Source organism: Companilactobacillus zhongbaensis (assembly GCF_003946515.1).
Lineage (GTDB): Bacteria > Bacillota > Bacilli > Lactobacillales > Lactobacillaceae > Companilactobacillus > Companilactobacillus zhongbaensis.
In genome coordinates this window covers 75,908-96,490 of the sequence record NZ_RHOM01000003.1, presented here as the reverse complement: position 1 = coordinate 96,490, position 20,583 = coordinate 75,908, and the positions used below count along the sequence as shown (strand labels likewise).

General features: G+C 39.3%; 20 protein-coding genes. 18 read left to right on the top strand and 2 right to left on the bottom strand.

Annotation, left to right across the window (positions count from 1 at the left end; genetic code table 11):
* Positions 1-37: 37 nt before the first annotated feature.
* From EKM69_RS02405 to EKM69_RS02325, 17 genes are all read left to right on the top strand, one after another.
* Positions 38-970: an energy-coupling factor transporter transmembrane component T gene (locus EKM69_RS02405; RefSeq protein WP_125707752.1), complete on the top strand. Its 933-nt coding sequence runs from the start codon at positions 38-40 to the stop codon at positions 968-970.
* Positions 904-2,544, top strand: coding sequence for an ABC transporter ATP-binding protein (locus EKM69_RS02400; protein ID WP_125707750.1), 1,641 nt, complete (start codon positions 904-906; stop codon positions 2,542-2,544). Before EKM69_RS02405 ends, EKM69_RS02400 begins: the two co-directional genes overlap by 67 nt.
* Positions 2,534-3,214, top strand: a complete 681-nt coding sequence (locus EKM69_RS02395) for an ECF transporter S component (RefSeq protein ID WP_125707748.1) — start codon at positions 2,534-2,536, stop codon at positions 3,212-3,214. Before EKM69_RS02400 ends, EKM69_RS02395 begins: the two co-directional genes overlap by 11 nt.
* 14 nt (positions 3,215-3,228) lie before the next feature.
* Positions 3,229-3,702 (top strand): EutP/PduV family microcompartment system protein, encoded by a 474-nt coding sequence (locus EKM69_RS02390; protein WP_125707746.1) that lies wholly within the window; start codon positions 3,229-3,231, stop codon positions 3,700-3,702.
* On the top strand, positions 3,683-4,462 hold the full coding sequence (locus EKM69_RS02385) for an inositol monophosphatase family protein (RefSeq protein WP_125707744.1): 780 nt from the start codon (positions 3,683-3,685) through the stop codon (positions 4,460-4,462). The genes EKM69_RS02390 and EKM69_RS02385 overlap by 20 nt, the downstream gene beginning before the upstream one ends.
* 20 nt (positions 4,463-4,482) lie before the next feature.
* Positions 4,483-4,998, top strand: coding sequence for an ECF transporter S component (locus tag EKM69_RS02380; RefSeq protein WP_125707742.1), 516 nt, complete (start codon positions 4,483-4,485; stop codon positions 4,996-4,998).
* The gene (cobD, locus tag EKM69_RS02375) at positions 4,999-6,072 is read left to right on the top strand and encodes a threonine-phosphate decarboxylase CobD (RefSeq protein WP_125707740.1); all 1,074 of its coding nucleotides are present in this window, start codon (positions 4,999-5,001) and stop codon (positions 6,070-6,072) included.
* A gap of 2 nt (positions 6,073-6,074) precedes the next feature.
* Positions 6,075-7,049, top strand: a complete 975-nt coding sequence (gene cbiB / locus EKM69_RS02370; protein ID WP_125707738.1) for an adenosylcobinamide-phosphate synthase CbiB — start codon at positions 6,075-6,077, stop codon at positions 7,047-7,049.
* A 12-nt stretch (positions 7,050-7,061) separates the two neighbouring features.
* Positions 7,062-7,730: a cobalamin biosynthesis protein gene (locus EKM69_RS02365; protein ID WP_125707736.1), complete on the top strand. Its 669-nt coding sequence runs from the start codon at positions 7,062-7,064 to the stop codon at positions 7,728-7,730.
* A 30-nt stretch (positions 7,731-7,760) separates the two neighbouring features.
* Positions 7,761-9,287, top strand: a complete 1,527-nt coding sequence (locus EKM69_RS02360) for a cobyric acid synthase (RefSeq protein WP_125707733.1) — start codon at positions 7,761-7,763, stop codon at positions 9,285-9,287.
* Positions 9,288-9,304: 17 nt separating this feature from the next.
* The gene (locus tag EKM69_RS02355; protein WP_125707731.1) at positions 9,305-10,042 is read left to right on the top strand and encodes a hypothetical protein; all 738 of its coding nucleotides are present in this window, start codon (positions 9,305-9,307) and stop codon (positions 10,040-10,042) included.
* Positions 10,043-10,046: 4 nt separating this feature from the next.
* Positions 10,047-10,640: a bifunctional adenosylcobinamide kinase/adenosylcobinamide-phosphate guanylyltransferase gene (locus EKM69_RS02350; RefSeq protein ID WP_125707728.1), complete on the top strand. Its 594-nt coding sequence runs from the start codon at positions 10,047-10,049 to the stop codon at positions 10,638-10,640.
* A 10-nt stretch (positions 10,641-10,650) separates the two neighbouring features.
* On the top strand, positions 10,651-11,406 hold the full coding sequence (gene cobS, locus EKM69_RS02345) for an adenosylcobinamide-GDP ribazoletransferase (RefSeq protein WP_125707726.1): 756 nt from the start codon (positions 10,651-10,653) through the stop codon (positions 11,404-11,406).
* Positions 11,403-12,008, top strand: a complete 606-nt coding sequence (locus EKM69_RS02340) for a histidine phosphatase family protein (protein WP_125707723.1) — start codon at positions 11,403-11,405, stop codon at positions 12,006-12,008. Before cobS ends, EKM69_RS02340 begins: the two co-directional genes overlap by 4 nt.
* A gap of 1 nt (position 12,009) precedes the next feature.
* Entirely contained in the window at positions 12,010-12,705 is a 696-nt protein-coding gene (locus tag EKM69_RS02335; RefSeq protein WP_125707721.1) for a uroporphyrinogen-III synthase, read from the top strand.
* 95 nt (positions 12,706-12,800) lie between these two features.
* Complete coding sequence (locus EKM69_RS02330) at positions 12,801-13,370, top strand: cob(I)yrinic acid a,c-diamide adenosyltransferase (protein WP_125707719.1); 570 nt, start codon at positions 12,801-12,803, stop codon at positions 13,368-13,370.
* A 270-nt stretch (positions 13,371-13,640) separates the two neighbouring features.
* On the top strand, positions 13,641-14,678 hold the full coding sequence (locus EKM69_RS02325; RefSeq protein WP_225423811.1) for an alpha/beta hydrolase fold domain-containing protein: 1,038 nt from the start codon (positions 13,641-13,643) through the stop codon (positions 14,676-14,678).
* A gap of 573 nt (positions 14,679-15,251) precedes the next feature.
* Here the strand turns inward: EKM69_RS02325 and EKM69_RS02320 are convergent.
* Positions 15,252-16,616, bottom strand: a complete 1,365-nt coding sequence (locus EKM69_RS02320) for an MATE family efflux transporter (protein ID WP_125707717.1) — start codon at positions 16,614-16,616, stop codon at positions 15,252-15,254.
* Positions 16,617-16,886: 270 nt separating this feature from the next.
* On the opposite strand from EKM69_RS02320, the gene EKM69_RS02315 reads away from it, so the two are divergent.
* Positions 16,887-17,675: a Cof-type HAD-IIB family hydrolase gene (locus EKM69_RS02315; RefSeq protein WP_125707715.1), complete on the top strand. Its 789-nt coding sequence runs from the start codon at positions 16,887-16,889 to the stop codon at positions 17,673-17,675.
* A 112-nt stretch (positions 17,676-17,787) separates the two neighbouring features.
* Here the strand turns inward: EKM69_RS02315 and EKM69_RS02310 are convergent, their stop codons facing one another.
* Complete coding sequence (locus tag EKM69_RS02310) at positions 17,788-20,499, bottom strand: glycoside hydrolase family 65 protein (RefSeq protein WP_125707713.1); 2,712 nt, start codon at positions 20,497-20,499, stop codon at positions 17,788-17,790.
* Positions 20,500-20,583 lie beyond the last annotated feature (84 nt).

Below are 20,583 nucleotides of genomic sequence, written 5' to 3'. Positions count from 1 at the left end.
GTGTGTCCTTTTATTTTTTTAAGGGGAATTATGCCTAATGCATAAACTGATCAAGAATTTTACGCTCAGCGTAAATAATTTAACCTTATTGATGTATTTAGCGAATGTTATCTTTATTTCGTTGATCTTCAATAATCCATATATCACGATTGACATTTTTATTTGTCTAATAACTACGAGTTGGTTAGTCAGACGAAAGAAATTTGTTAGTTTTTTAAAGGCTTCGGGACTGATTTTCTTGTTGACGTTGCTTTTCAACTTAGTTATCAATCAAAATGGGGCGGATGTTTTATTGAAAATCCCATTTGTTACGATCTCAACTCAGTCACTGACGAATGGATTTATTTTGGGAATCTCGTTTTTGAACATTTTGTGGTCATTTTACATTTACGATGCCTTGACGCACACAAAATTGATTTTCGAAATCTTGTCCAATGTTTTCAAAAGTATAGCCATTATTTTCGTGCTGACGGTCAAATTTATCCCTAAAATCATCGATATTTTTAATGATGTTCGTCAGTTGTACAAGTTCAGAAACTCAAGTCCGACAAGGGATAAGGGCCGAATTAATCGAATCAAGCAGACGATGCATTTGAACGAAATTGTCTTAAACAAGTCGATTTCTAATTTCATGAACATGTCTGACTCACTTATCAGTAAAGGGTACAATCAAAGAAGACAAAGTTTTGTGCATGAGACCAACAAAGTAAGCGACTACATAATGCGGTCATTTTTGACTATTTCAATTATTTTTAATTTAGTTATGCTTACTAAGGGGATCGGCCAAGTTAATTTCGGATCGGGAAACGTTGACTTCCGGTTTACTTGGTTGATCGGGATCATTATCTTCCTTAATTTCATTGCAATTATTTATCCAATACTGATAGGAGAGTTTCATTACTTATGGTGGAAATCATTCATTTCGAAGACTACAGCTTCAAATATTCCAACAGCACAAAGATATCGTTAGATCGAATCAATTTATCGATCAACAAAGGTGATTTTGCCTTGATCATTGGTGAAACAGGTAGTGGAAAGAGTACCTTATTACGTCAATTGAAGCCGGAGCTAGCTTTAGGTAAAGCTACGGCAGGTAAGTTAACTTTGTTTAATAATGATGACAACAATGATTTTAACCGTGTCGCCTATATCTCGCAGTTTGTCGACAACCAGATGGTGACGGAAACTGCTCGCGATGAATTTCATTTCGTTTTAGAAAATATGGGGGCAACTCCTGAGATGATCCATTCAAAGATTGCTGAGATCGCGACTTACTTCGACATCGTCGATTTGATGGATCTTAAAGAAGAAGAACTTTCTGGTGGTCAAAAGCAAATCATTAATCTTGCTACAGCCTTGATCTTGAATCCGGAGATCTTGCTATTGGATGAACCGACTTCACAACTTGACCCTATCACCTCGGAGAAGTTTTTCCGAATGGTCGAGAAGATCAATAGTGATCTAAATATTACTGTAGTTTTGGTCGAGCATTCACTTGAACAAGCGGTTTACTACGTTAATCGGATCATCTTGGTCGAATCAGGTCAGATCAAAATGGATCTACCAACGGATAAGGCACTTCGCAAGCTGTTTGAAAAAGTCGATTATCAAGCATATATTCCTCAAACTGATCGACTATTTTTGGAACAACAATTGGACCAAAATTTTCCAACTTTGAAATTGCCATTGAGTAACCGTCGCTTGAGCGAGATCGTTTCGCAACAATATGAGTATTTGCATTATCGAGACCACGTTGGCAAGGATGATCAGCCTTCAAAGGTCATTTTTCAAGTTAAACGTTTGAACTTCCGTTTTGAGTTCAACGTTCCCAATATTTTGGATGACATTAACTTTGAACTGGAGCAGGGGAAGTCTTATGCCATTCTGGGTCCAAACGGTGTTGGTAAAACGACGCTGCTGAAAGTTTTGACTAAGCAGTTGTCGGCACTTAACGGTTCCGTTTCGATCAACGGTCAAAACATCAAAAAAATGGGCAAAGAATTTTTTGATCAATTGTTTGTCCTACCGCAAAATCCGGCGTTGTTGTTCGTCGGCGATTCAGTCAAAGAAGAGATTTCTTATCAGCTACAACAAACTGACCAAAAGGTGACTGATGAATTAATTCAACAATATTTGAGCACTTATCAATTAGAAAATATTCAAGATGTTTCTCCTTACGATATAAGTGGGGGTCAGCAAGAGTATTTAGCACTAGTGATCGGATTGATCAAAGATCCAACTTTGCTATTTCTCGACGAACCTACTAAAGGATTAGATCCGAATATGAAGCAAAAAGTCGCCAATTTATTGGTTTCATATCAACAAAATGGCGGGACTATCATTGCAAACACGCACGACGTTTTATTTTCCACGCAATATTTCGATTACGTCGCCTTGATGTTTGATGGTCATTTAGGGAAGTTTGAACCACCAATTAAATTTTTCCCTAACAAATACTTTTATACTACGGAAATCAACAAGGCTTGCCGGGACTATTTCCCTAAAGCCTTGATCTGGGAGGACATCATTAAAAATGAATCGTAGATTATGGTTATTATTAGTCGCATCGATCGTGATTTTAGTATTGCTCGATGCATTAGGAAGCAAGAATTATTTATTACTATCATTTGTATTTTTATTCGTGACTATGGGAGTTTACTTTTGGAGATTTGATCACTCTCAAAAAAATTCACGAGAAGTTGTATTTATCGCTATTATTTGTGCTTTAGCGGTCGCAGGACGAATTGCTTTAGCCGCCTTTTCTTCATTAAAACCGGAACTATTTATTTTGATCCTCGGTGCTATCGTCAGTGGACCTGAAACCGGCTTTTTAATGGGGACGATCATTGCTTTAGCTTCAAATATGTATTTCGGTCAAGGTGCTTGGACACCATGGCAAATGTTTGCTCTAGGCGTTGTAGGAATCATTTCCGGCTTGATGTCAGACAAAAAAGTCCGCATTTGGTTGTTGACCATTTGGGGATTTGCGACAGGCTTCTTATACGGTTGGATCATGGATATTTACTTTATCTTAGGTTTCGTTAAGCCAATCACAATGAAGAGTACTATTGCCGCCATTGTCGCCAGTGTTCCTTTTGACTTCACTCATGCGGCCTTTACCGCTGTGTTAATATTTTTACTAGGAAAAGCGTGGATCAAAATCTTCCAAAGATACAAAGTTAAATATGATCTATTTAACGATCAATTAGAATGATTGGAGTAATCCACATGAAAAAAGCTTTTTTAGTCGGTGCTGTCGGTTGTGGTAAGACGACTTTCAAGCAAGTTATGTTGCATGAAAAGCAAAATTACGACAAGACTCAAGCTATCGAATTTTTCAATAATTTGATCGATTCACCGGGAGAATTCACCGAACACCGTCGAATGTATTCCGCTTTAAACGTTACCGCCAATGCTTCAGACGTGGTCGTGATGATGCAAAGTGTCGCTGATCGGCGCCAAATTTATTCACCAGGATTCGCTAGGATGTTTTTAAAGCCTGCCATCGGAGTCGTAACTAAGATCGATTTGGCTCGCAATGATGATGACTTGGAGTTTGCTAAAGAACAGCTGATTTTAGCGGGTGCTACGAAAATTTATTACATTTCTAACATTGAAGATCCATCACCAGAAAACCAGATTGGTGAGTTGATCGACTATTTAAAGGAGGACGTCGTTAAAAATGAAACCGGCAGAGACTGAAGTTTTAGACAATTTAACATCGTGGATCTTGTCGGCGAATAAGTACGTCCACGGGCATTTGAATTCGATCAATGATATTCGTACCAAATCAGGGGAGTATGATCTCGTAACTAGTATCGATGATGAAGTTGAGAAGATGCTTGATCGAGACATTCAACAAGCTTATCCCGATGCTTTGATAATTGGTGAAGAAAAGCCTGAGAAAAACTATGGCCAGATCAATTCGGGACTAGTTTTTTTCGTTGATCCAATTGATGGCACGCTTAACTTAGTCAAAAAACATGACTGTTTTGCCATCATGATCGGCGCTTATTATGATGGGGAACCATTGTGTGCCGGTATTATGGATGTTATGAATAACGAATTGTACTGGGGTGGCATGGAAACTGGTGTTTACTGCAATCAAGAAAAACTGCATAAGGCCGTTGAACAGCCACTCAAGGAAGGTTTAGTTGGCGTTTCTTGGCGTCAATTTTTGCGCAATTCGTTTGAAGAGATCCGCATCGCCAAAAACAGTGCTGGGATCAGAGTTATTGGTTCAGCCGGATTGGAATTCGTTGAAGTCATTACTGGCAAGCATATTGCCTACTTAGCAACTTTGAATCCATGGGACATTGCTGCTGGTAACGTCCTTGTCCAAGCCCTAGGCTATCGCATTAGTAACGTTTCTGGTAATGACATCAACTTACAAAAGGTCAACCATATCATGGTAGCTAACCAACAAACTTATCGCGATATTCGCAAGATTCAAACTTATTAATTAGTAAATGGGGATAACTAATGAACAACAATAATATTAAAAAAATGACTTTAACAGCTATTTTATTAGCACTGTGTATCGTGGGAGCGAACATCAAGATCATGGGTTCGGTCGCTTTAGACTCATTCCCAGCTTTCTTCGGTGCTTTAGCACTAGGACCAGTAGCTGGAGCTTTCATCGGCTTATTCGGCCACTTAGTTTCAGCGTTGCTTTCTGGTTTTCCACTTACATTGCCAGTTCATTTGATTATCGGACTTTGCATGATGATCACGATGATTGTTTTCGCCACTATCAGAAGAGGTAAACGTAGCTTAAAGTGGGGTTACATTATCGTTTCAGATATCGTAGCTTACATTTTGAACGTGCCCTTAGAACTATTGTTGCTCTATCCAATTTTGAAGCAATTAGTTTATGCTTACTTTTTCCAATTGACAATTGCGGCAATTATCAACATTATCCTGGCTGAAGTCGTTTATATTTTGCTCAGGAAACGATTCCCTAAGCTTTTGAAAAATTTTGTGAACGAGGATAAATAAATGCCAAACTTTAATCATGGAGGTTACGGTCGTCAGCTTGCAGGACAGCGCCAGATCCTCGATTTTAGTGCCAACATTAATCCCTTGGGGATGCCTAATAAATTAATTGCTAATTTGAAAAAGTCGATCAGTGATTTGATTTATTATCCAGACGTAACTTATCGTGCTCTGCGCGAAAATTTAGGAGAATACTATCAGTATGATCCGCAAAAAATTTGGGTCGGCAATGGCTCAGTTGAATTGATCTTCAACGTCATTGAAACGATCGAAGCGAAAAATGCTTTACTCTTGGCACCTAGTTTTGCGGAATACGAACGAGCCTTTTTGAAAAATGGTTCGCAGATCGATCGGTATCATTTGGCTGAAAGTAATGACTTTAAATTAGAAATCAATGATTTTATTTCCTATTTAAAAGACCACCAGTCAATCGATTGTATTTGTCTAGCCAACCCGAATAATCCAACCGGTGATTTATTGAATAAATATCAACTGCGCCAATTGGCCAACTATTGCAACCATCATGGCATCTGGCTGATCATCGACGAGGCCTTTATCGACTTTTTGGATGATCAGCGTAATTTTTCGTTCGTTCAAGAATTACAAGACGATGACTCCGTAGTCATCATCAAATCATTGACGAAGTTTTATGCGATCCCAGGTCTGCGCTTGGGAATGGCCTTGTTTCCCAACCATCAATTCGTTAATACCTTGATGGAAAATTGTGAACCTTGGTCGGTCAATGCTTTTGCTGCAGGGATCACGACTGATGTTTTGGCTGATCCAGATTTTTCTCAGGCAACTTTTACTTGGTTAGCAGCTGAAAAGGCTTATTTAGAAAAAAATTTAGCATCGCTTAAACCAATTAAAATGTATCCTTCAGCAGTTAATTATTACTTATTGTCATGTCCAGAAATTAATTTGTATGATGAATTGCTGCAACGAGATATATTGATCCGTAACTGTGACAATTATCATGGGTTGACGACAGGATATTATCGTATCGCAGTTAAGTCACATTCGGAAAACGTGCAGCTGATTGAGGCTTTAGAAAAAGTCTGCGGAGTTGAGAACTGATCATGGATATTTTATTTATGATAGCCATTGGTTTTATTTTAGATTTGTTGATCGGTGACCCACACAGTTGGCCTCATCCAGTCAAATTGATCGGCAAAGTCATTAGTTGGTCGGTCAAACAAATTGAACGAAAAAGTCGTTCTGCCAGGCAAAAAATTTTACTCGGAACTTTAATGTGGTTCGGAGTAATTTTGACAACTGCCTTAATTTCAGCAGCCATCTTGTACGTGGCTGATTTTTATCACTGGTTGTATTTAGTAATTGGAACTTATCTAGCTTATACCACCATTTCCATCAAAGGCTTAGCGACCGAAGCTCACAAGATCATGAAGTCGCTGCAAAAAGGCGACTTAGTTTTGGCTAGAAAACAGTTGTCGATGATCGTTGGTCGAGATACTAATGAATTAAATGAAGACGAGATCACCAAGGCTACTATTGAAACGATTGCCGAAAATATTAATGACGGGGTGATTGCACCGTTATTTTTCTTGATGATCGGTGGTCCAGTTTTAGGAATGGTTTACAAAGCCGTCAATACTTTGGATTCAATGGTCGGTTACCAAAATCAGCGTTTTGCTGATCTCGGGAAGACTTCAGCCTTGATGGATGATGCCTTTGGTTTTATTCCTGCTCGATTGACCTGGGTTTTGATGATCATAACTAGTTTTATTTTACGTTTAGATCATCGAAATGCGGTCAAAGTAGGTTTGCGGGATCATCTCAAACACAAGAGTCCTAACAGCGCTTATCCAGAATCGGTCATTGCTGGTGCGCTCGATTTGCAGTTGGGTGGGCCACATTACTACTTTGGCAAAGTCGTCAATAAACCTTTCATTGGTTTAGCGACTGAAAAAATTGCTACGAATCAAGATATTTTTAAAACGATTCAAGTTTTATACGTAACATCTTTTAGTGGATTGATCTCATTTGGCTTGATCCGCTGGGCAATATTATTTTTTATGGGGAATCCTTCATAGGGGGAGATCGATATGTTATCAATGAACAATAGTAATACTCAAAAATCGACAATATTTCGTAATTTATTAACAGATTTGACGGCCTGGTGTCCTAATTTGTCTGCTAATGCTGAATTAGTTGAACGACGATTGGAACAAAAGCTCCCAGTCAAACTGTTTGTGGAAGATTACTATTTTGATGATCAACTCAATTTAACAGGCTTCACCAGAATTACTAAAGATGATGTCACTGGTGATGGACCAATCCCAACAGTGGTTGTCTCCGATCGGACTGATTTTGACGGTTGTGATAAGTTGATCCACGTCGTACCGAAGAGAAGTGTGCTCGGGATCAGTTGTCCAGCTGACGTTTCTTATGAAGAAGTGCAGACAGCTTTTGTCTTGTTTATGAGCATCAACCACTTATCTTGGGGATCGATCGAGTCACTTGCTTCGATCGACTTGAATCAAGATCAAGCTAACATTCAGTACTTGGCTGAAACACTGCAAGCTAAGACTAATTTCTTTAGTAAAGAACAGTTAGCTACGACCGATATTAATTACCAATCCTCACCTGATTTAAAACAGGCTACAGGTGTTGGTAATATTGCATCTTCGGCGGCTAATTTGGCTAGTGGACAAGTCGTTTTCATACCACAATTTAATAGTAAGAAAGTTTCACTGGCGATTTGTCATCAATAGTTGAAGCGGTTTTTTAGACGGAGGAGTAATATGACTGCAAGATCGATCATGTTTCAAGGAACGGCATCAGATTCAGGAAAAAGCTGGATGGCGGCAGCACTTTGTCGCTATTTTTTGCAAAAAGGCGAACGAGTAGTTCCATTTAAATCTCAAAATATGGCATTAAATTCATATATTACCGCCAACGGACAAGAAATGGGACGCGCTCAAGTTTTTCAAGCTGAAGCAGCTGGGATTATGCCTGATGTCAAAATGAATCCGGTCTTGTTAAAGGCTTCGACTAATAGCGATACACAAGTCGTCGTCAACGGGAAGGACTTGGGAGATATGAGTACTTTGCAGTATCAAGATCTCAAGACTAAGTTGCGACATGAAGTTACCCACATTTATCAAGAATTGACGGCTGACTATGACGATGTTGTTTTGGAAGGTGCTGGTAGTCCTGCTGAAATCAACTTACTGGATCGAGATTTCGTCAACATGGGGATGGCTGATATTGCTGACGCACCAGTTATTTTAGTGGCTGACATCGACAAGGGTGGAGTCTTTGCTTCAATTTACGGAACGATCAAGTTGTTACCACAAAAACATCAAGACCGGATCAAAGGTGTCATCATCAACAAATTCCGTGGTGATAAATCAATGCTCGAAAGTGGTGTTGATATGATCGAAGCATTGACTGGTGTACCGGTTTTAGGGGTCATGCCTTATACTGACGTCAAGATCGATGACGAGGATTCCGTGGCTTTAAATAGAAAGAATAAGGTCATGGACGTTTCCAAAGACTTGGATGTGGTGGTGGTAGTACTACCAAACATCGCCAACTTTACCGACTTCAATAGTTTAGCAATGCATCCAGATGTATCTGTTCGGTATGCAACAGACCCGAACGAATTAGGAACGCCTGATCTAGTAATCATTCCGGGAACTAAGAGTACTAGTGAAGACTTAAAATATTTAAAAGAACATAAATTTGACGCTGCCATTGAATCCTTATACATGCGAGGGACTTTTATTTTTGGTGTTTGCGGTGGCTACCAAATGTTAGGCAAAAAGTTGATCGATAATGATGCCGTTGAGTCCAAAATATCTGAAGAAGACGGTTTGAATTTATTGAACGTTACAACTTATTATCAAGACCAGAAGACGACCAATCAATCGAAGGCAACCATTGGTAAGCTCGAGGTCGAAGGTTATGAGATCCACATGGGGAAGACGGTTTCGGATGACGATGTTAAACCTTTCGCTCACATAGTTCAAACCAATGGCGAACCCGCCGACCATTTTGACGGCGCCGTTAATTTCGATCACAAAGTTTCTGGTACCTACTTACACGGAATTTTCGATAATCCGGAATGGACGAGAAAATATTTGAATGAAATCCGCAGCTATAAAGGACTAGGTCCACTGAAAAACGTCATCGGCTCATTAAAAGATTTTAAAAATACCCAATATGATAAACTAACTGCAGAATTTGTTGAAAATGTTGATGTCGATAAAATTCTCGAGATCATGGATCAAGCTTCTGCCGCAAAAAAAGTTTCGCAAACTAAATAAAGAAAAAGGAAGTAGTTATGTCTGCAAAAAGTCATCAATATCGCGATTTAACGATCACACCGATCACCGCTGAAAAAGATATGGTCGTCAGTTGTGATATTAGTGCTGGTTTCGGTGATCGTAAGTACGATATTGTAAAGTGCTCACCTGAAATATCAGTTTCATTTACCTTGAGAACAGCCATGCTGGAATTGATCTCATACGGAGCAACACCATTGAATGTGGTCGATACATTGAGCGTTGAATACAATCCGACCGGTATTTCGGTTATTAAACAAATGCAAAAAGACTTAGCTGACATGGGTTATTCAGAAGTATCGATCAACGGTAGTACGGAAGATAATTTAGATATTCAAATGACTACTGTCAGTGTGACTGTGATTGGCGAAGCTCCACATGAAAAAACACGTCAGATAAATCCAGCAACGATTTTCCAATTGGGGAGACCACTAGTAGGGAATGAAGTTTTAGCTAATCTAGATCATATTTTTACAGTTAAAGATGCAATTGATTTACGCAAAGATCCCAACGTCAGTGATATGATTCCAGTAGGTTCAAAGGGAATCGAATATGAAATGAGCGTTTTAGCAGCCAGCAACGGACAAACTCTCCAACTGGAAACTAGCGTCGACCAAAGTCAAATGAAAAAAACTGTTGGGCCGTCTACGGTTTTACTCGTCGTCGTTGAAGATCAGAACCTGATTGATTTTAAAAAGGATCACCCAGAACTAATTAAAATTGCAAAATTGAGGTAATAATATGGAACATTTAATCATGGTGACTGGTGGTTGCCGTAGTGGAAAATCAGAATTTGCTGAAAATCTTTTTGATCGTGATGATGAGGTTTGTTATATCGCCACCAGTAATTCCCGTTCTGGCGATAAAGAAATGGAAGATCGAATTCAAAAACATCAAGCTCGTCGTTCGAAGAAGTGGATGACGGAAGAACGCTATGCTAATGTTGCAAAATACATGGAGACTTCAAAGAAAAAATATTTCTTACTTGATGACGTTACCAATATGGTGACAGCTTTATTTTACGATTGGGTCAACGAAGTGCGTGAAGGTCGTGGATATCCCAATGCCCAAAGTTTTCTATATAATATGGGTACGGAAGAATTAGACGAAGTCACACATTATATTTTGCAACAATGGATCAACATAATGGTGGTAAATAGTTTACGAAATAAGACGCTTGTCGTGGTTACAAATGAAGTTGGTCTCGGCATTGTGCCCGAAGATAAGGACACACGGATGCTGCGCGATATTTATGGTGAAGTTAACAAACTAATTGCCAGCAAGAGTGACGAGGTTTGGTTCGTCATCAGCGGTCTGCCACAAAAAATAAAATAGAGGTATTATTTTGATCACATCATTAATTTTGTATGGACAGTTTTTTACACGGATCCCGATCCCAATTCCAATCGATGAGCCACAGGAAAAATTTAACCGTGGGATCCAATATTTAACGCTCTTTGGCTTGATTTTAGGTGCTATTGAAGCGCTTTGTTTTTATGGTTTGAGTTTCTTATTTCCGACCTGGCTGTGCTGGATATTCTTACTTGTCATCGATGGCATGATTACCGGTGGTTTTCACTTGGATGCTTTAGCTGATACTGCTGATGGGATGTTTAGTTCCCGTAGTAAAGAAAAAATGTATCAGATCATGAAAGATAGCCGACTAGGAACGATGGGGGCATTAGCGCTGATCTATTACTATGCCATCATGATCGGTGTAACTTATTTCGTCAGTGGTCACATTAGCTTGTGGACCAATGTCTTCCTCGCGGCCATCACGATCATGAACACGAAGACTGGTATTTCCTTGATTTTTTTGAGGATCATCAACTCTGATGATGAGAAAGGCTTGTTAAAAAGCTGGGGTAAAATTGCCCCTTGGCGTGCAGCAGTCAGTCAACTGTTAGCCATCATTGTTATCGTCTTAGCTTTAGGCTGGAAAGGCCTGGTCGGATATGCTTTAGCTGCCATTTTCGTTCTCGTTTATAAGCACTGGATCAACAAGCAACTCGGAGGATTCACTGGTGACACTTTGGGAGCTTATGCCAGCATTTGCCAAGTATTGTTCATGATTGGTTATGCCGCGGTCGTGCAACTATGAAATTGATCGTAGCCCGTCACGGAGAAACAGCTTGGAATTTACAAAAAAAGTTTTATGGTACAAGCGATGTTTTGTTAGACGAAAAGGGATTGCAACAAGCTCAAGACTTAGCCCAAGCAATTACTAATCATCGGCTGACGTTTGATGTTGCTTATTGTAGTGGGCTAAAGCGGACATATCAGACCATTAAACCGGCATTAAAAAAAGATGTCCCACTCTTCCAACTACCAGGTCTGAATGAAAAAGGTTTTGGTAAGTGGGAAGGGATGGACGCTAATGAGATCGAAGCTGCTTATCCAGAAGAATGGCAAAAGTGGCTCGATCAACCGTTTGATTACGTACCACCTGAGGCGGAAGATTATTATGTATTTCGCCAGCACGTGCAAGCTAGTTTAGCCAATATCCTACAAACTGCGTTGGCTAAAAAGCAAGAAAACATTTTATTAGTAGCTCACTTGGGAACTTTGCGGGTGATCGAACAAACTTTGCTGAAATCAGACGAGGTTTTTTGGGATATTCACTTTGATGCTGGATGCTTTAGTGAGTACACTAGTAATGACGGAAAGAATTTTGAGTTAATAAAAAGAAACGTGGGTCGATGAAATGGCAATCTTGCTGACTTATCCCGAGGACAAATTCGACGATGAAATGTTGCTCGAACTATACAACTGGAATCCGGTTTTCCTACCATTAAAACGGATCAAGTACTTGCCTTGGATCAAGCAAAAATATCAAATAATAGACGATAGTCTGGCCATCGTAGTGACGAGCATGTTGGCTATTCAAGCGTTGGTGAAATCTGATGTATCACTTGATAAATTAATTTATGTTATTAGTCCTGGTGCCGCCAGATTATTACGACAGTTTCACTTTACAAACGTCTTTGTCTTACCAGTCGAAAATCAGCAACAATTGATCTCAGATTTGAACGATATTTTAGCCGAAGATGACCAGATCGTTTTTTTGAAGAGTAATTTAGCCAAGGAATTAAATGCTCATGCACAAGTGAAAAATATCGATGTTTACGAAAATATTTGGACGGAGGCTGACGAGAAAAAGGCAATCGCGAAGATCGGTGCCGCTGATTTTACGAAAGTTTTGATTACGAGTCCAATCGAGTTTTACCGATTTGAATCGATCGAAGAGAAAATCCCGCAGCAATTCATGACTGCTAAATATTACACTATCGATCATCAAACAAAGGGCATCATGGATGGCCTTGGATTTGAAAACTATATACCAAAGCATAAAAGAAATATTTTGAAGCAAGCAGTTTGGAAAATTGCCCGAGAGAAATAATTGCACCGTGATTAAATAAGTAAGATAATGAAACAATACGATTGTAAAAAGCATTGCTGAATAAATTTTTTTAATTATAGAATGAGAGGGAACTTATGAAAATTTATACTAGAACTGGTGACAAAGGTAAGACTAGAATTATCGGAAATGATGTTATGTTCAAGTCTGACAAACGTGTTGAAGCATACGGTTCAGTCGACGAATTGAATTCACTCGTTGGGATGGTCATTGCCAACTTGAGTGATAAGACTAAAGAACTCGGTGATGAATTGACTGAGATCCAACAATTGTTGTTCGACTGTGGAACTGACTTGGCTATTTCGCAAAACGATGAGAAACACGAATTCATTTTTACCGAAGATCACAAGTACGTTGATTGGCTAGAAAAGAAAATCGACGAATATACTGCCAATGTTCCTAAGACGCAAAAATTTATTTTGCCTGGTGGCTCAAAGACTGCATCTTCATTGCACTATGCTAGAACGGTAACTAGACGTGCTGAAAGAACGATCGTTTCCTTGATTCAAGATGAACCGATCAACGATTACGTTTTGAAGTTTATCAACCGTCTTTCAGATTACTTCTTCGCTGCTGCTCGTTATGCTAATGTGTTGGACGGTGTTGAGGATATTCAATATCGTAATAGTAAGCCAGTATTTAGATAAGCTCATTAAAAAGCGGAACAGATAACTTACTCATTGAGTATGCTTGTCTGTTCCGCTTTTTTTGATAACTATTTATTACACCTAACTTCAAAAAATAGGGAGGCTTTTTACTTGATTTTTCTAGAAAATTTTCTTCAATTTTTAAAAAGATTCTTTTAAATACTTAGTCTGCACGGTTTATTTAATAATTTATAATGATTACAGTTCTTGATTTAATAAATAAAATTATTTAAACGTTTGTGCAACTACTTTTTAAAAGGAGTCATCATTATGATCGCAAATGAGTATGTTTTGGAATTACAACGATTGCAACACATTGGGCCAGTGGATATCCCGCATATCGAAGGAGTCAATATGATCGTCAAAGACCGGTTAGATGCCCACACTTATGATCCACGTTTTTTGGCGGGCCTGAAAAAAACTAATGCTGCGGGATTGAAGGAGCATCATGCTGACATGCGAACCTTTGATACTGGGACAGTTGCTCGAGCATATCTGGATGACATTAATGTACAGCCTTTTATCGCCAATGAAATGGGAAGAAAAGTTAAATTTTTTAAGATCTATCGTGACCAAGTAAAATCCAGTGACAACGCCATAATTTATGTTCATGGTGGAGCTTATTATAATGAAGGCTCAACGGGATTTATGACTATTTTAAAAATGCTCGCCAAAATTTACGATGGTATTATTTACTGCGTAAATTATCATCAATGTCCCGAAAATCCTTATCCTGATTCGATTTTGGACGTCTTAGCAGTGACTTCTTTAGTTAATAAACGTCGTCCACATCTTACTTTGATGGGGGATTCAGCTGGAGCTTGTATTGGCTTGGGTGCCAGTCAAATGTTGTCGCAGTTAGGAATTGCTAATTTTGAAAATCATATTTTATTTTATCCGACGGTAGTTCAAGGTTCTGATTTGAACGGACCACTTTGGGATGATCAGAGAATCGCAATTAATCCTAATCAGCGCAAGTTTTTGCGGCAAGATTACTTGCGACATAAACAACTTGATCGAATCATGACGCATTTATATTTGAACGGTAATGATATTGATTTGACTTCACCGATCATTTCGCCGCTTTATGCAGATCCGACAACTTTTAAAAATTTGAAAATCTTGGTAGGTGAGTTTGATCCACTTCGCTTGCAAGCTGAGTCGTTTGCGGAAGAAGTGGGGACTGCTGGTGAAAAAGTTGATTTTGTCCGTTACGGTGGTATGGGACATTCATTTTTGAATTATCTTGGACAGTGTGCTGCTAGTGAAGATGCTTTGCATGAGGCTGTTCGGGGGATTAATTTGTGATGGAATAAAAAACGTATCCGTTTGCGTTTTTCGCTTTGGGATACGCTTTTTTGTTTTGTTATGAAGGAAGCTGGTTTCGACAAACGGTGAGATGCGTTTGACATGGGTATTCTAGGTCCGGATATATCGATGGGGAATAGTGCTATCCATTTTTAATAGCTAAACTTGCAGCGGTTTGGATGGTGGTTTTTATTTATGATTGCTAAACTTGCAGCAAATTGAATAGTGCTTTTTATTTTTATCCTCAAGGATGCTGAAACGAGCTCCGCGAGGTAGCGGCCTCCGGTTAACACATGTAGTCGCGGCACGGCTTCGGCTGTATAGAAAAGAGCTGTCCATTTTTTGCCGGCAAAAATTGCAGTTAATTGGATAGTGCTTTTTATTTATGATTGCTAAACTTGCAGCGGTTTTGGATAGTGTTTTTTTATGTTTATCCTCAAGGATGCTGAAACGAGTTCCGAGACGCAGCGGCCTCCGGTTTAGAAACTGTCAGCAGGCACGGCTTCGCCGCACCTTGGGTGCTGACAGTCCCTAAATCCTCAGCAGCTACCCGCGTCTCTCCACTCTCTGTTTTTATTCCATTTCTTCAACTCTCTCATGCAACTGCATTCTTTTTCGTTTCAATTCTTTTATGGTCAAATTCCACGTACTAATTAAGACTAGTGTTGATCCAATCCAGGCGAGTGGGTTGGCCATGGCTGCTCCTAAGAAACCGAAGGCTTTGATCAATACTACGCTGGCGAAGACTCTCATGATCAATTCGGCTATTCCAGCGATTGTTGGTGCTTTTTGATTGCCAAGTCCTTGTAGTGTATATCTGACGATGAATAAAATTGATAAGATGAAGTACATGGTTCCGTTGAAGTAGTAATACGTTTGTACTAGATTTAAGATCTTTGGTTGATAGCCATTCATGAATAGTTGGGAAATGTTTTTTCCGAAGAAGACTAGCAACATTCCAATCGTGACGCTGGAACCGACCGATAAGATTATACCTTGTTTAACTCCTTGTAAGATCCGTGGGTATTTCTTGGCACCTAAGTTTTGGGCGGTGTAGTTGACTAGAGAAATTCCGAAACTCATGGCTGGCAAGGTGGCAATTTGTTCAATCCGGCCAGCAACGGTGTAAGCAGCGACGGCATCTGCACCTAAGGTATTGAGCATGAATTGCAAAATGATGGCACCGATGGCGATGATAGATGATTGAAATCCCATGGGCATACTGATCGACAGTAGTTGTTTGATTTCCTTTTTATCGATCTTAAAGTCGCTCCGACTTAGGATCAAATATGGAAATTTGAAGTAAATGTAAATGTACAAAGTGATGAAGGTGATAGTCTGCGCAACGATCGTAGCTAGACCAGCACCAGCAACACCCATATGAAATACGAGAATGAAAATTAATTCCAAACCGATGTTCAAAACGGTACTTACTATCAAGAAAAATAAGGGAACACGTGTATTTCCCAGTGCTCTCATGGTATTTCCTAAAAAGTCGAAACCGACGAATGAGAAAATACCAGCAAAGATGATTTCAAGGAATATGAATGAATCGTGGATCAATTCCTTTGGTGTTTGCATGATCACCAATAGTGGATAAGCAATCGTCACAGCAATCACCGTAAAGACAACGGTGATACCTAAAGAAATAATGATCCCCGACGCAAAACTCTTAGTGACTCCTTGCATATCGCCGGCACCGTATCGTTTGGCGGTCAAAATCGCCAGTCCACTAGTAATATCTTGGGCGAACCCAATGACTAAGGCCGTCAACCCACCGGTAGCTCCGACACTAGCTAGGGCATTGACACTAATAGTTTTCCCGACGATCAAAGTATCAATAAAACTGTAAAACTGTTGAAAGAAATTTCCTAACAACAGTGGAATCGTATAAAGAAAAATAACCTTCATAGGTTTTCCATTAGTAAGATCGATCATCAGCAGACCTCCCTTCAATTTGATTTAGAACATGATAACACTACTATAATGAATTTGATGAAAATTGAACTGAAAAAAATAATTAAAAAATAATGTTAAAATAATTGTAAAGCCAATAATTATTTCTGTAAATATAAAATTAAAGTTGGACAGAGCGTCAGAAGTGACCTTTTCCCACATTCATGTTAAAACAAAGTAAAGGGAATTGGATAATGATATACAACAATTTCTGACGATCGATAGTAACATAGATCGGAAAGGAATGGAATTATGAAAAAATATAAAGGAATCGTTTTTTTTGATTTAGATGGGACCTTATTCAATGATGATAAGCAGGTGTCGGATCGCAATTTGTTAGCACTGGACTTGTTGCGGGAAAATGATATTTTGCCAGTTATTGCTACCGGGAGAAACGAATTCGAAATCGAGAACTTGATCAAAAAAGCTAAGTTTGATTCCTTTATCACCGCAAATGGCAGCTACGTTGTGTTTGAAAACAAACCTATCGTAGTTGAGGAAATTCCGACAAAGGTCAATGAAGAATTGCTTGCCTTTGCCAGTCACTATAATGAAGAAGTGGCTTTTTACAATAATAAAGAATGTGCAGTCTCTGCTGACTCACCGATGGTCGACGATAACTATAAAGCCTTAGGTTTGGAAAAGATCATTGATCCTGATTTTTATAAGAATAATCAGATCAACTTTTCATTTGTTTACACTCCCGAAGGTAAAAATGATCATCAAGATAAATATGAAGAAATCTTTGGATCGCAATTGACGTTTTATCGGAATAATCCTCGGGGACTTGATGTGGTTTTGAAAGGTGTTTCTAAAGCTGGTGGCATTACTAGTTTGATTGAAGAAGCTGACCTGCAAGGAATTCCTACTTATGCATTTGGTGATGGCAATAATGATATTCCGATGTTTAAAAAAGTGGATAATCCCATCGCGATGATTAATGGACTTTCAGTTGCTAAGGAAAACGCCAAGTTTATTACTAAAGAAGATAATAATCATAGTGGGATTTACTATGAATTACGTGAGTTACGATTAATTTAAAGATCAATAATATAATTTTCAAACAAAACGACACATCAAAAGATTTTTGATGTGTCGTTTTTTAGTTGATGGATTTTTCTGTTAGTTCATGTCGTGAGCTATTTTGTTTCTTTTAATATCCCACTGTTTTTTCTTCCCCTTCATTTAAGGTTATTTGTTTGCCTACTACTTTGATCGATGCTGCATGATCGGCTTTCACGATGATAGCGTCTCTAGATACTGTGAAGTAGAAGCGAACTCCGTGATAAGTCAGATTGAAGCTGATCGTGTGCCAGGCTTCTGGGAAGTTTGGCTCTACTACTAGTTGGTCACCTCTGAAGTCAACACCGGCGAAGTATGAGGTTACAACGTTTAAGGTTGCACCCATTACTCCTAGGTGGATCCCTTCGGCGGTAGTTCCTCCTTGGATGTCATAGTAGTCACTAGTTAATGCTTCGTAAAATAGTTTCCATGAGAGATCGGTGTCATTTACTTTCAAAGCTAGCATTGAATATACGATCCGCGATAGGGTGGATCCGTGGGTAGTTCTTTGTAAGTAGTAATTGACATTGTCTTTGATGAATTTGGTTGGATCATCGATGTGATAACCCATTTGATCTAAGATCCCCATGAAATCTTTTTCGGTTAAGTTGTAGAGTGCCATTAGTGCATCGGCTTGTTTTGCTAGTTGGTAATTGTCGGGTGAGTCTCCTTCAGATTTTAAGATCCGGTCCATTCTGGAGATGTCGCCGTATTGACGTCTGTAGTAGTCGAAGTCGATGTCTTTTAGTTTGAAGTAACCGGCGAATTGGCCGAGGATGTTGTCCGAATTGAATTCAAGCTCTAGGTCTTGGCCGATGTTTTTCATCGCGTTCAAGTTGTCTTCAGTGAAATCGGCCCGCTTGAAGTTTTCTGTCACAACGTCATCCGGTTCACTTTCTAACAAGCGATTGAGTGTATTGAATAACCAGCTAGTCATGATGTTAGTGTAAGCATTGTTTTTTAAGCCGGATTCTTTAGCGTTTGGGTATCCTTCGTGGAATTCGTCTGGTCCCATGACGTTTGAAATGCTGTATTGCTTGGTCTTTGGATCATATTCGGCCATGCTGAGCCACAGTTTGGCAATGTTTAGCAACATTTCTAGTCCGTGTTGCTTCATGAATTCATTGTCGTGAGTCATGTTGTAGTAATTCCAAATGTTGTAAGCAATGGCCAAAGAAACGTGCCGTTGTTTTCTGGAATTGTCGGGATCCCACTGATTGGTGATCGGATTCAAGTGGAGGGACTGTGATTGTTCATCACCGTACATTGCACTTTGCCAAGGATACATGGCACCCTTGTAGCCATTTTGTTCAGCGTATTCTTTAGCTGCATTGAGTCGGTTGTAACGATACATCAATAAATGCTTGGTTAGAGCAGGGAAGTGCATCGTATAGTAAGGAAGGATAAATAATTCGTCCCAAAAAATATGTCCCCGATAAGCTTCACCGTGTAGTCCTCTGGCACCAACAGAAGCATCGAGATCTTTGTTGACGTGTTCTTGAGCTGAAACTGTCGCATGAAATTCATTGAGCCGGACTAGTTTTTGAGCAGTAATGTCACCGGTAAGTTCAATATCGACCTTGCTCCAGATCTTTTGCCAACAACGCATTGAGTTAGCCACTGCATCCGCAAAGTTTTTGTGATGAGAGTGGTCATTGACGGCAAATTCTAGCGACGAATCAGTCTCAAGTGAAGTATACATGCTGACGGTTTTTTCAACGGTATAAGTTCTGCCTTCAACGACATGGAAACCGATCGATTGAGCGATTTTTTCTTGGAATCGGTTAGAAGACAGCTCGGAATCATTGGTGTTAGGACATTGGATCCTTGTTCCCACGGCGATGTTGACGTGAGAATTTTTCGTATGTGCTAACAATAGTGCTCGGTGTCCGTCTACTTTGGTGTCGTCAACCACGATGTGTTTACCATTGAAAGAACGATAGCGCTCAACGTTTGAGTTTTCGATTGAACCATCAATTTCAGAAAAGATCCTCATTTCACCGGAGAAATTGAGCGGTTGAACGGTATATTGCAAAGCATAGTTGTGATAATTTTTCATATCGGCAACTTTTTTTGTTACGACTTTGAGCCGTTTCCCGTTTGGTAAAGAAATGATCATGGTGATCGTCAAAACACCAGTCCGCATATCGAGCGAACGGTAAACATTTTCGATCACATCTGGTGACAAGTTGAAGGGGTCACCGTCATCGATACTAAAAGTCATAAACTGGGCATTAGGCAAGTTAACTAAGTCTTCGTTGACGATATCGCGATTATTAATATTTGTCGTTAATTGATCAAAAACACCGGCAACATAAGTTCCAGGGTAATAGTCATCCGATTCACGCGCTTCGACGTAGGAACCACGAAGTCCAAAGTAACCATTCCCGATGGTTTGTAATGATTCTTGACCATATTGGCGTTTGCCGGAATATGAGCCATAGTAGTCAAGATGCCAACCGGCATGTTCGATCTCGGTCGATGCAGCTTGTTTTAGCCCTAATCGAGCAACGTCATGAACACCAACTGTTGGGATATGTAATAAATTTTCCATCGTAAGCCCCATGTCGATCGGTTGGTTACCACAGCTAACGATAGTATCACGTAATTCAACATCGATCGGGTTGAGAATCACGACAACGTCAAAAAAATCGGGGAGCTTAGTTTTAAAGTTATCTAAGTTTTCTCCTAAAGTTTTGGCAGCATTAATGTTATAAACTTTATCAATCGTAATTTTGTCATTCACATCTTCGTAAGAGTACTTGATATGTTTGTCTGTAACAGTGAGATAAAGTGGATTCATTTATATCTACCTCCTATAGTTAAGTGTAGGTTTCATAATCAAAAATATCAATCAGGGGCAAAAAGTCTTTATTATCCTTTTTAT